Below are 11768 nucleotides of genomic sequence, written 5' to 3' on the forward strand. Positions count from 1 at the left end.
TTCCCTTTCAGTGGGCTCAAGCGGACGCCGCGTGCGGCCGCGCAACAGCGGTTGTTGCGCGGGAAAGATGCCCCTACACTTACCAAAGAACAAGAACGCACGAAAAAGTAGGGTACTAACCTTTGGGTAAGGTCGAATATACCGCCGCATCCGCGGCCGACGGCGTGGAACAGGCCTTCAAGATGCTGGAGGGCCGCTGGAAGCTCGTGATCCTGTTCCACCTGTTCGGCGGCAAGTTGGCGCGCTTCTCCGAGCTCGAACGCGCCATCCCGGGCATTTCGCAAAAGATGCTCATCCAGCAACTGCGGCAGATGGAAGGCGATGGCATCGTGCGCCGCATCGTGCATCATCAGGTGCCGCCCAAGGTCGAGTACGGCTTGACGGACTGGGGACAGGCGCTCTGCCCGGCTCTCGATGCGCTGCTCACCTGGGCCGGGCAGCGCGCGGGAGCGCGATGAGTTAGCTGCGGGGCCGGGCCCACGGCCGGCCCTTGGCGAGCTCGGCGACGGCTTCCGTGAGGCGCTGCCTGATCACCTCCTCGCTATGGCCGGCGTCACGCAGTGTCTCCGCCAGGGTCGCGACGGCCTGCGCGATCAACGCGTCGCCGGCGCTCAGCTGCGCGGCGAGTTCGTCCATCTCGGCCTCCGTCACGATGGAGATGGCCGCGGTGGTGGGATGGTCATCGTGCCCAGGCATGGCGCCCCCTCGCATGCAAGGTAACGCTAGTCGTCCAGCATACCTTTAGCAGGCCGCGCCCCTGCCGGCATCTACTGCTTGTGCTACGGGACGGAGCGGATGGCGCGGGGGCCCATGCAGAGGGGCTCCTCGGCATCAACACGAGGCCGGGGGGCACAACCTCGGAAACCCTTCATACTGGCCCGCGTGGCTACCTGCGGCATTGGGGAAGCCCGGCTTGGTCAGATAGCCCCTCGGCGGCACGAAGCTGTAGATCGTGCGCCGGGGCGCCTCGTGCCAGCCGATGTTGAAGGCGCCGAGCCTGGGGAAGAACTGGAGCTCGCTGTACGGCAGATGGTCGTGGATCCACCACGCCATGGCCTGCCACGGCGTCCCCTGCTCGAGCCGCACCGCAAACCAGGGCACGACGACGCAGGCCATGGCGCCCATGCCCTTCCCGTCGAGACGATCCCAGATGTGCCGTGCGCGGTTGCGCTCGTTCGAGGCGCAGCTCAACGCGTGCCGGTTGCCGTAGTCGTTGACCGCCGGGGAGCGGTAGGCGGATCGAATCGCGATCCGGCCGAAGGTCGCCTGCAAGGGCTCCAGGAGGTCCTGGCAGAGCCGCCGCCCTGCGGCGATCGCCAGATCGGGGTGGTCGGGCAGGTTGGGGATGCCGTGGACGTTGGCGATCTCGCTGTACAGAAAATCGCGCATGAAGAACGAAGGCGAGAGCTGGATACGGCCCAGCGCTTCGGCGCTTCGCACCGTCCGCGGCGCCCTCATGCCCGTTTCGCCCTTCGCTCGTCCGGCGCGCGCCTCACGCGCCGCTGGTCCAGAACGCCGGCACCGCGGGCTCGAGCCCGCCGCCGATGCGGACCGGCGCGATCCGCAGCGCCAGCCCGGTTTCGTCGTCGGTCTCGACGGCGACGCCGCACATGGTCGCCGCCCCGCTCGCCGGTTCGGGATGGCCGGACGGAATCCCGGTCGTGAAGCGCCGGAGCAGCCCGTCCTTGCGCATGCCGACGATGGAATCGTAGTCGCCGGTCATGCCGACGTCGGTGATGTAGGCGGTGCCGCCCGGCAGGACGCGATGATCGGCGCTCGGCGTATGCGTGTGCGTGCCGGCCACGAGGCTGACGCGGCCATCGCAGAAATGCCCGGCCCCTTGCTTCTCGCTGGTGGCTTCGCAGTGGAAATCGACAACGATGGCATCAGCCGAGCGGCGCAGCGGCCGCGCCCTGAGCTCACGGTCGATGATGCCGAAGGGGTCCTCCGCCGGATCCATGAACAGCCGGCCCAGAGCATTGATGACGAGCGCCCGCCGCCCACCCTTGGTCTCGACCAGCCCGGCACCCCGCCCCGGCGCCGTCGGCAGGTAGTTGATCGGCCGGATGAGGCGCGGCGCCCGGCCGATGAACTCGACGGTCTCCTTGCGCGCCCAGGTGTGATTGCCCAGCGTTACCGCATCCGCTCCCGCGGCGACGATCTCGTCGTAGGCCTGCTCCGTGATGCCGAAGCCGGTCCCAGCCGAGTTCTCTCCGTTGACGACAGTGAGATCGATCCTCCAGTCGGAGATGGCCCCGGGCAGATGCGCGGCGATCGCATCGAGGCCGGCTCGGCCGATGACATCGCCGATGAACAGGATTCGCAAGCTACGCCTCCCCATTGACCGCAACTGCGCTGCCGGCAGCAAGAGCATTTCGCAATCGGACGAGATCATCCAATTGGGAAACGCTCCAACCCCCTCGTTCCGGAGCGCTTCCTTTGCGATTGGGTGATTCCACCCGGTCGCAAAGCACTCTACGGGTAGGTCGAGGCACCACCTCATGCAAGGGCCCGACGTTGCCGAAGCGGCCGCGTCGATCCGGCAGCACCGCAGCTGGGGAAAGTCCGACTCGCGGCGCCGCATGCCGGGCCCAAGGGCTGCCGCGGGCGGTGCGCTGGCAGGGCAGGAGCCGCGCTGGTCAATCGGTTGGCCGGTTCGCTTGGGCGCGCGTCGGGCTGTCTGGTCCACTGCGGAGCAATTGGCCTGTCCGGCTTGCGCGCGGCGCCGGCCTGCCGCGCAGGCCGCTTGCCCGGCCTCACGCGCTTCGTCTCCGTGCGGTCGGCACACGACGGCCTTTCCAGCGCTGTGATATAGAGCCGTCCGCGCACCCACGCTCCGCGGTTCATGGGAGGCTCAGATAGCGGCGTTTCGATTCATCCACGCGGCGGACGTTCACCTGGATTCGCCGCTGCGCTCGCTCGCGATGCGCGATCCCGGCCTCGCCGCGTTGATCGGCAACGCGACCCGGCGGGCCTTCGTGCGCATCGTTGACCTCTGCCTCGAGGAGCGGGTCGACGCGCTGCTTCTAGCCGGCGACCTCTACGACGGCGATCAGACATCGATGAAGACCGCGCGCTTCCTCGCCGAGCAGATCCGGCGTCTGCACGAGGCGGCAATCCGTGTCTTCGTCATCCGCGGCAACCATGACGCGCTCTCGCGGATCACCACGGAACTCACCCTGCCCGAATCGGTCAAGGTCTTCGGCGGCCGGGCCGAAACCGTCCTCGTCGACCGGGATGCCGGCTCCCTCCCGGTCGCCATTCACGGCCTGAGCTTCGCCCAGCCGCGCGCGCCCGAGAGCCTGATCGCGAAATACGGACCGGCCGTGGCCGGCGCCGTCAACATCGGCATTCTCCACACGAGCCTCGCCGGGGCCCCGGGGCACGATCCCTACGCCCCTTGCAGCCTCGCCGACCTCAAGGCGACCGGCTTCCACTATTGGGCGCTCGGCCACGTGCATCGGCGCGCCGTCGTCGAGGGACCGTGCACGATCGTCATGCCGGGCATGCCGCAAGGCCGTGACGTCAACGAGGCCGGCCCCAAGTCCGTGACCCTGGTCACCATCGGCGACGACCGCTCGATCCGGATCGAGGAGAAGCCGACCAGCCTTGCGCAGTTCGAGCGGATCGCCCTCGACGTCACCGGCGTGGAGGATTGGCCCGACCTCGTCGCCCTGCTCGGCCACGCCATCGAACGCGCCCGCAAGCGCTGCGCCGCGGAGCATCTGGTGGTGCGCCTGCGCCTCGCCGGGACGACAGCGCTCGCCTGGCGCATGCGGCGCGACCTCGATCTGCTCAAGGCGGAAGCGGACGAGCGGGCCGCCGGCATCGGCGCCTCGTGGGTCGAGAAGCTGGAGGTCGACTGCCAGGCCCCTGGGGCCGACGCCGGCTCGTCAGCCGATCCGCTCGTGGAGCTTCACCGCCTCATCGGCGAGGACATCTTGCAATCCGACGCCTTCAAGGCCGAGCTCGTGGCCATCGCCGAGGAGCTCAAGGCCCAGCTCCCGGGGGGCGCCCGGGATGTCCTCGGCGCCGACGAGGCGCAGTTCAATGCCCGTCTCGCCAGCCTGGCCCGGGAGGGCACCGACGACGTGATCGCCCGCCTGCACGCAGGCCACAGAGGTGTCCAGCCCTGATGCGCCTGCAACGTCTCGACCTCACGCGCTACGGCAAGTTCACCGGGCACAGCATCGACTTCGGCGAGCGGGCGGCGAAGCAGCCGGACCTGCACATCATCTACGGCCCCAATGAAGCCGGAAAATCGACGGCGCTGGCGGCGTTCCTCGATCTTCTGTTCGGCATCAAGCCCCAGAGCCCGTTCAACTTCCTCCACCCTTACGCGACCATGCGGATCGACGGGGCGCTGGAGCTGGCGCACGGGGTGCAGGAGCTCGGCCGCATCAAGCGGCTGCAGAACAGCCTGCTCGACCGGCAGGGACAGCCGCTTCCCGAGAGCATCATCGCCGGGGAGCTCGGCATCGATCGCGACTCCTATTGCACCATGTTCTGCCTGGACGACGAGACGCTGGAGGCCGGCGGCGAGAGCATCCTGGCGAGCAAGGGCGATCTCGGCCAGTTGCTCTTTTCGGCCAGTGCCGGGCTTGCCGATCTGAGCCGCAGCCTCCTTGACGTGCGGGCGCAGGCCGACCGGTTCTACAAGCGGCGGGCGCACAATGGCGCGCTCGGTGAGCTCAAGGCGCGGTTGGCCGAGCTGAAGGCCGAGCGCGAGCGGATCGACACGCTGGCATCCGACCATCGACAGCTGGTGGACACGCGCGATCGCGCCGCCGCCCACTACCAGGATGCCCTCGCCTGTCGCGGCCAGACCCAGGCCCGGATTGACGAAATCCAGCGCCATCTGGGGGCCTTGCCGCGGCTCGCCACTCTCCGCGCTCTGCGCCAGCGGCTCCTGCCGCTGGCCGACGTGCCGGATGCTCCCCGCGGTTGGGCCGAGGACCTGCCGCGGCTGCGCGACCAGGAGATCGAACTCGACGTGCGCCTGCGGGCGGCCGCCACCGAGGCCGAGCAGCTGTCGCGGGACATCGATGCAATCGTAGTCGACGCGGCGGCGCTCGGCCTGGCGACAAAGGCCGGGCGCCTCGGCGACCTGCGTGCCCGCTTCGTCACCGCCGAGCAGGACGTGCCCGAGCGACGTCTGCAGCTGCGAGCGGCTGAGCTCGTTATCTCGGGGCTGCTGGCCCGCCTCGAGCGCGAGGCCGAGACGGATCCTCGGCGCCTGCTGCTGCCGGCGTCGACGACCGCCGCCCTGCGGTCGCTGATCGAGGCCCGCTCCGGCATCGACGCGGCCTTGCGAACAGCCGGCGCGGAACTGTCGGCGGCGCGGCGCCGCCTGCAGACCGCCCGCGCCAGGCTCCACGCGGCGGCTGGCAGCGATGGCGCCGCACGCGCCACCGACATGGCCGGGCTCGCGGCCGCCATGGCGGAGGCCCGGGCGAGCGATCATGCGGCTCGCGTCCGGCTGGCGAAGCGCGATCGCGATGCGGCGCAGGCCCTGCTGGCGGACCGCATACGAGGCCTCGGCCCCTGGCGCGGCGAGGCCGGCGAGCTGGCCGCCGCGCCGGCGCTTGACGCAGACGCCGTGGAGTACTGGAGACGGGCGCTTGACGATGCCGAGACGCGCCTGGCGCGGCACGACAGCGAGCTCGCGCGGCTGGACGCTGAAACCATCCGTCTCGAGGCTGAACGGGACGCCGTCGGCGGCGCCACCGGGATCGTCTCCGATCAGGACGCGGCGGCGATCCGGACGCAGCGCGAGCAGGCCTGGGCGGTCCACCGGCGCAGTCTCGATGCGGAGAGCGCCGACAAGTTCGAGGCAGCTTTCCGGCGGGACGACATCGTCACCGCCGCCCGCATGGGCCACTTGACGGAGCTGGCCCGACTGCATCGGCTCGGGCAGGCGCATGCCGTCGGCGCGGCCGCGCAAGCGCACGAGGCACGGCTGCAGGAGGCCGCTGCACGGCGCCTAGAGGAGCTGCGCCTCGGCTTTGCCGACGCGGTCCGGGGCCTGTCGTCGATGCTGCCGGACGATTGGGCACCAGCACAGCTGCAGGCCTGGCTGGCGCGTCGGAGCGCCGCACTCGCGGCCAAGGCCGCGGCCGAGACGGCGGAGCGGGATCTGCGCCAGGCGGAGACAGACGGCGCGGCAATCCAGGCGACCGTGTCTGCGGCGCTGACGGCGGCGAGCGTCCCCCACGCCGGCAACGCCGGCGTCGACGCGCTCCTGGCCGCCGCCCAGGCCGCCATCGAACGGCAAGCGGAGTTCGCCGCATTGCGGCATGCGGTCGTGGAGGCCGAGCGCGAGCTCGCCAGCCGCGATGCCGCCAGCCGACAGGCGGCCGCCGACGAGCGGCGCTGGACCATCGCGTGGGGCAGAAACTGCGCGCGCTGCTGGCTCGGCGAAGGCGGCGAGGCGCCGGCCCTCGCCGCGGTGCGCGAGATCCTCGGCGCGCTCGCCGAGCTCGGACCTGCCGTGACCACACGGGCCGGCCTCGTCGACCGCATCGACAAGATGGAAGCTGACCGGGCCGCCTTCCGCAGGGAGGTCGAAGCCGTTGCGAGCGCCATGGCCATTGCGGCTGCCGGCGCGGACCCGCTTGATCTGGAGACGCGCATCGCCGAGCGGATCGACGCGGCGCGGGCCGCGCAGGCACGAAGGAACGAGGTGAGCGCCAGACGCGCGGCGGCGCAGCAGCGACAGCAGTCCCTTGCCGACGATGCGGCCGTGCTCGGCCGGCGCAAGAGCGAGATGACGGCGCATTTCGGCGTCGCCGCCCTGGTCGACGTCGAGGCCAAGCTGCGCGCGAGCGAACAGCGGACCGCGTTGCAGGGCCAGGCCGATGACGCCGAGCGCGAGATCGTCGATGCGCTACGGTCGCCCACGCTGGCGCAAGCCGAGCGCGTGCTCGATGCGGCGGACCGGGCCGCGCTGGAGACGGAGCTCATCGAACTCAGGGCCCGCTTCGACGACTACGACCGGCGCTGCCATGAGCTCTTTGCCGCCCGCAACAAGGCGGCAGACGCCATCGAGGCGGTCGGGGGCGACGCCAGGGTCGCCGAGATCGAGGAACAGCGGCGCACCATCCTGCTCGAGGTCGAGGAGGGCGCCGTCCAGTACGTGCGCCTGCGGGCCGGAACCGCCGCGATGGAGCGTGCCCTGCATGCGTACCGCGAGCGGCACCGCAGCTCGATGATGGCGCACGCCTCCAAAGCCTTCCGTGCCATCAGCCAGGGCGCCTATGCGGGTTTGAGGACCCAACCGGTGAAGGACAGCGAGACCCTGATCGCGCTGCCCGCCGGCGGCGGCTCCAAGCAGGCCGAGGAGCTGTCGAAGGGCACGCGCTTCCAGCTCTATCTGGCGCTGCGCGTGGCAGGCTACTACGAGTTCGCCCGCGCCCGCCCGGCCGTCCCCTTCATCGCCGACGACATCATGGAGACCTTCGACGATTTCCGGGCGGAGGAGGCCTTCCGGCTGTTCGCCGAGATGGCGGAAGTGGGCCAGGTGATCTACCTGACCCACCATCGCCATCTCTGCGAGATCGCGGCGCGGGTGTGCCCGACGGTCAAGATCCACGACCTCTCCCGGCGCGCCTCCCCGTTCGTCAGCCGGCGCGAAGCGAAGGAGGGGCGGAACCGCTGAGGCTTTGGGCGCCGGGAGCATGATCCCAAAAAAGGGGCCACCGATCCGTGCCTTGCGGAAGCGGCAAGAAGGCTGAGAGTGCTGCCTCGCCAGTTGACCGCGTCGAGCTGACATTCTCACGGAGTAACAATGGAGCGGACAGCGGTTCACATCGCGCTGATCACCGGGCCTGCCGGCGTCGGAAAATCGACCCTGTGCTGGGAACTGGGCGCCCAGCTTGCAGCAGGCGGAATCGCTCACGCGGCGATCGAGACCGATGAGCTCGACCGGGTGCATCCTCGCCCGCGCGCCGAGGATCTGGATCGGATCAGCCCCGGCGTCCGCGATGTCAGCCAGATCAATCTGGCGGCGCTCTGGTCCACCTACCGGGCGCTCGGCCATTGCCGCCTGATCATGTCCGGGGTGATGCTGCATCTCGGCTTCGACCGGCGCTGGATCCAGGCGGCCATCCCCGAGGCCGAGATCTCCGTGGTCCGCCTGCGCGCGTCCGAGCCGACGCTGCTGGAGCGACTGGACCAGCGCGAGATCGGTTCCGGCCTCGACGACCAGGTCGAGCGCACCCTGCGCCAGGCCCGGCGCATGGCGTCCGAGGACACCGACGGCCTGATCGTCGTGCCGACCGACGGCCGCAGGCCGCCGGAACTGGCCAAGTCCGTGCTCGATAGACTCGGCTGGATGACGGATGCGCAAAGCTCGGGAGAGGCCGAATAGAGCCGCCACGGGTGAGCGGCGTGGCCACGTCGGCTCAATCTGCGCCGACGCCTGCCGCGGCCCGCGTCGCTTCACCCGCCGCCCGCGCCACCAGCGACGCGAACGGCTCAATCTCCCGCTCGCGCAGGGCGAACATCCAATAACGCAACGGAACCTCCAGCCGGCCGACCCGGCTCAGCGTCGCCGAGGCCAGCGCCGTGGCCGCTGCCCGTTCCGGCACCAGGCCGATGAACCGGCCGCTGCGCAGAGCGGTGAGAACCGCCATGGTCGAGGTTAGCCGCAGACGCGGATGAGCGATCCCGCGCAGACTGACGCGATGGCTGGCCAGGGCGGCGAGGATCACCGGAGTGAGGTCGGACTGCTCCCACAGCAGCGGCCCGTGTTCCGCCAGGTCCCCCCAGGAGAGCGCCGAGGAGATGCCGCTGGCACGTTCGGGCGCGGCGCACAGGATGATCCGATCGGCGAACACGCCGAGGTGGCGAAACTGCGGATGGCTCGGCATCGTCTCCGTCACACCGACATCGGCGGTGCCTCGCATCACCCAGGCGCTGACCTCGTCGGCGCTGCCGCGCAGCAGATCGACCTTCGGCATCGCGCTCTCACCACCGATGCGGGCGATCAACTCGGGTATCCACTGGTCATAGGCATTCTGCGTGCAGGCGACGATGGGATAGCGATCGGCCGGCGAGCGGCGGCTCTCGACGCGGCGGATGGTAAGCTCGACGTCCCTGAGGATGCGCTCTGCCTCGCTCAAGAGGACCTGGCCAGCCTCGGTGAGCACAAGCCGACGGCCGGACCGGTCGAACAGCATCACGCCATGCTTCTCTTCGAGCTTCTTGATCGAGATGCTGACGGCCGACTGGGTGAGGCCGAGCTTCTCGGCGGCGTGCGTAAAGCTGCCGTAGTGGGCCGCCTCAAGAAAGATCTTCATCTGCTCGAAGGTCATGCTGCGCCCGCCCTTCCGATCGAACCGATGCCGACCCGCCGCCCCATGCGCTCGGCCCGGCCACGATCGGCCGGCGTCGATCGCGTCGCCGGCGAGGAAAGCCAAGTCATATCAAAAGGTTAACCGACTGGCCACGGCTGCGCGCTGACGCGCACTCGCCGGCGATCGCAATCAAGAACCATGCCACGGGCGCCGCGCGACGCGGGCGGGAAGCCTCGCGCAAGGCAGAGGCGCAGCGCGGCTGACACCGTATGAGGCACCGGTCACCGGTCGCAGAAGTCCGGTTGATCGAGGGCCATCGGCGGCGAGAGCAGGCTCCGGCTTCCCTAAAAAGAAATCAGTCGCACTTCACGACATCAATCGATCGATCCGTCGCCGTTCGACTTACAAGCAATTATCTGCAAATACGTTAGTCAATACGTATAATACTGATTAAATATTAGACATTTGTGACAGACAGCCCGCTTGGCATCGCGTTTGCGGAGCGCCCCCAAAGGGCGGCCCTGGTCGCTCCGGCGTGGTTGCACAGGAGACCGCTATGCAGAAATCGGATCTGGTGTTGTCTCCGGGCCTGTCTCAGGGGCTCGGCCTAGCCCTCATGATCGGCACGGGCCTGCTCTGTCTGGCATTGGCGTACATGATCAAGACGAGGCTGGTCCGCAACACACACGACTTCATCATCTCGAACCGTCGTATCGGCCTCGGCTTCGGCGTCGGCTCGATCATCTCCGTGTGGACCTGGGCCATGGCGGTGATGATGAGCACGGCGATGACCTACCAATGGGGCCTGTCGGGACTGTTCTGGTTCGTCGTGCCCAATGGCTTCGCCGTCATGGCCGTAGTCCCGCTGGCTAAGATCCTTCGCCGACGCATGCCAGCCGGCTACACCATCAGCCAGTTCATCTTCAGTCGGTTCGAACAATCCAAGGTCACGTCCGGCGTCGTCACGATCACGATGATCTTCGGCATCATTCTCGAGATCTTGATTAACCTCAAGGGAACGGCCGTCGTCATGTCGACGGTGTTCTCCATAGATTGGCGCCTCGCAACGATGGTCACGGTCGTCGTCGTACTGACCTACTCCTATTTCGGCGGCCTGTGGACGAGCGTCATGACGGGCACGCTCAACACCTGGATGATCACGGTGCCGGCTGCAATCGTGATCGTGGCCGTCTTCGGCATGATCGACGGCGGCGCGACGGCGGTGTTCGACACCGTCGACGCGAGCAAGCCCTCGAACCTCTCTATCATGAACGCGGATGCCGCCGCGGGCTTCGGGATCACCCTGGCATTCGGCCTGCTCGCAGCAACCGTGGCGGACCAGACCTTCTGGCAGAAGGTCTGGGCGATCCGGCCGAACCAGGTGGCCCGCACGTTCCTGTGGTCGGGCGCCCTGTTCTATCCGATCCCTATCTGCTTCGGCATGCTGGGTCTCGTCGCGCTGGCATACGGGCTGACACCGGCCGACGTGGGCGGCGACATCGTGGCGGTCGGCCCCTACATCGTCTCCCACATTGGGCTGCCCCTCATCCTCATCCTCGCTTACGTCCTGGCCATCCTGGCGGCCTGCTACTCCACCATCGACGGCGCGAGCTCAGCCCTCTCGTCGATCGTGGCCGTCGACATCATCAAACGCTATGCGCCCAAGACCAGCGAGACATGGCTGTTCTATATAACCAAGCTGTCGGTGCTGATCGGCGGCATCGTGGCGGCGGCCATCGTTCTATCGGGCGCCGACTTCACCTCGCTGGTGCTTACGACTTACGCGCTCAAGACGTCCATCCTGCTGCCGCTCATCCTGGCCATCGTGTGGCCGCGAACCAACACCGTCGGCTTCGTCGGCGGCATCGTGCTGTCGATCCTGATCGGGATGCCCCTGCGCGCCATGTACGGCGAACTGGCCGGGACGCTCGCGATCGTCGGCATCAGCGGTGGCGCGGTCATCGTCGCGGGCCTGCTGTCTCGCCGCAGCTTCGACATGAACAACCTTGGCGTCAAGCAGGCCATGAGGCTGGAGGGCTGAGGCACTGTTACCTCAACACCGCGCCCCGACAGTCCCAACGGGCGCCGTCATCACTCCTCGACTGGACGGAATCTCTCCATGAGCACGCTCTTTATCATCTTCCTGGTATTGGCCGCGGCCACGACCGCACTGTTCTTTGCAGGGTATGCGCGCGGCGTCCGCATAGCACTCGCCAGCTACGCCGACGACCGGGTCGAGGTCGACGACAGCGGCGACCTCAGCACCTACTGGTGGCCCATCGCGCTAGCCGTGCTCGGCGCCGCCATGATCATCGCGCTCGTGGGCGTGAGCCCTGTCTTCATCTATGTCGCCCCGCTGCTCGCCCTGATCACGGCTGCCGGCAACGGTCTTGCTTTCTTCATCGACGACGACGCAACCGGCGCGGAGTGATCGATGCCACGCAAGGTCATCTGAACGCAACGGAAGGACTT

General features: G+C 68.5%; 10 protein-coding genes. 6 read left to right on the forward strand and 4 right to left on the reverse strand.

Annotation, left to right across the window (positions count from 1 at the left end):
* The first annotated feature begins 182 nt into the window (after positions 1-182).
* Positions 183-458, forward strand: coding sequence for a winged helix-turn-helix transcriptional regulator (locus tag IEW34_RS21720; protein WP_188611514.1), 276 nt, complete (start codon positions 183-185; stop codon positions 456-458).
* 1 nt (position 459) lies between these two features.
* Here the strand turns inward: IEW34_RS21720 and IEW34_RS21725 are convergent, their stop codons facing one another.
* The 3 genes from IEW34_RS21725 to IEW34_RS21735 form a co-directional block, all read right to left on the reverse strand.
* Positions 460-696 (reverse strand): hypothetical protein, encoded by a 237-nt coding sequence (locus IEW34_RS21725; protein ID WP_188611317.1) that lies wholly within the window; start codon positions 694-696, stop codon positions 460-462.
* Between the two features lie 135 nt (positions 697-831).
* Positions 832-1458, reverse strand: a complete 627-nt coding sequence (locus IEW34_RS21730) for a hypothetical protein (RefSeq protein ID WP_188611318.1) — start codon at positions 1456-1458, stop codon at positions 832-834.
* A 34-nt stretch (positions 1459-1492) separates the two neighbouring features.
* Positions 1493-2326 (reverse strand): TIGR00282 family metallophosphoesterase, encoded by an 834-nt coding sequence (locus IEW34_RS21735; RefSeq protein WP_188611319.1) that lies wholly within the window; start codon positions 2324-2326, stop codon positions 1493-1495.
* Between the two features lie 532 nt (positions 2327-2858).
* Between IEW34_RS21735 and IEW34_RS21740 the strand changes: the two genes are divergently transcribed.
* The 3 genes from IEW34_RS21740 to IEW34_RS21750 all read left to right on the forward strand — a co-directional run bounded on the left by IEW34_RS21740 (position 2859) and on the right by IEW34_RS21750 (position 8368).
* The gene (locus tag IEW34_RS21740; RefSeq protein WP_188611515.1) at positions 2859-4136 is read left to right on the forward strand and encodes a metallophosphoesterase family protein; all 1278 of its coding nucleotides are present in this window, start codon (positions 2859-2861) and stop codon (positions 4134-4136) included.
* Positions 4136-7657: an ATP-binding protein gene (locus IEW34_RS21745; protein WP_188611320.1), complete on the forward strand. Its 3522-nt coding sequence runs from the start codon at positions 4136-4138 to the stop codon at positions 7655-7657. The genes IEW34_RS21740 and IEW34_RS21745 overlap by 1 nt, the downstream gene beginning before the upstream one ends.
* Before the next feature lie 129 nt (positions 7658-7786).
* Positions 7787-8368, forward strand: coding sequence for an AAA family ATPase (locus IEW34_RS21750; RefSeq protein ID WP_188611321.1), 582 nt, complete (start codon positions 7787-7789; stop codon positions 8366-8368).
* Positions 8369-8402: 34 nt separating this feature from the next.
* Here IEW34_RS21750 and IEW34_RS21755 read toward each other — a convergent pair whose 3' ends face one another.
* The gene (locus IEW34_RS21755; RefSeq protein WP_188611322.1) at positions 8403-9314 is read right to left on the reverse strand and encodes a LysR family transcriptional regulator; all 912 of its coding nucleotides are present in this window, start codon (positions 9312-9314) and stop codon (positions 8403-8405) included.
* 538 nt (positions 9315-9852) lie between these two features.
* Here IEW34_RS21755 and IEW34_RS21760 point away from each other — a divergent pair.
* A complete protein-coding gene (locus IEW34_RS21760) occupies positions 9853-11337 on the forward strand; it encodes a sodium:solute symporter family transporter (RefSeq protein WP_188611323.1) in 1485 nt (494 codons plus the stop codon).
* A gap of 78 nt (positions 11338-11415) precedes the next feature.
* Positions 11416-11727, forward strand: a complete 312-nt coding sequence (locus IEW34_RS21765; protein WP_188611324.1) for a hypothetical protein — start codon at positions 11416-11418, stop codon at positions 11725-11727.
* Positions 11728-11768 lie beyond the last annotated feature (41 nt).

This window comes from Chelatococcus reniformis (genome assembly GCF_014640075.1).
Classification (GTDB): domain Bacteria; phylum Pseudomonadota; class Alphaproteobacteria; order Rhizobiales; family Beijerinckiaceae; genus Camelimonas; species Camelimonas reniformis.

Coding starts and splice junctions, on each gene's coding strand:
- IEW34_RS21720 (WP_188611514.1), top strand. CDS start 183: ATGCTGGAGGGCCGCTGGAAGCTCGTGATCCTGTTCCACCTGTTCGGC.
- IEW34_RS21725 (WP_188611317.1), bottom strand. CDS start 696: ATGCCTGGGCACGATGACCATCCCACCACCGCGGCCATCTCCATCGTG.
- IEW34_RS21730 (WP_188611318.1), bottom strand. CDS start 1,458: ATGAGGGCGCCGCGGACGGTGCGAAGCGCCGAAGCGCTGGGCCGTATC.
- IEW34_RS21745 (WP_188611320.1), top strand. CDS start 4,136: ATGCGCCTGCAACGTCTCGACCTCACGCGCTACGGCAAGTTCACCGGG.
- IEW34_RS21750 (WP_188611321.1), top strand. CDS start 7,787: ATGGAGCGGACAGCGGTTCACATCGCGCTGATCACCGGGCCTGCCGGC.
- IEW34_RS21755 (WP_188611322.1), bottom strand. CDS start 9,314: ATGACCTTCGAGCAGATGAAGATCTTTCTTGAGGCGGCCCACTACGGC.
- IEW34_RS21760 (WP_188611323.1), top strand. CDS start 9,853: ATGCAGAAATCGGATCTGGTGTTGTCTCCGGGCCTGTCTCAGGGGCTC.
- IEW34_RS21765 (WP_188611324.1), top strand. CDS start 11,416: ATGAGCACGCTCTTTATCATCTTCCTGGTATTGGCCGCGGCCACGACC.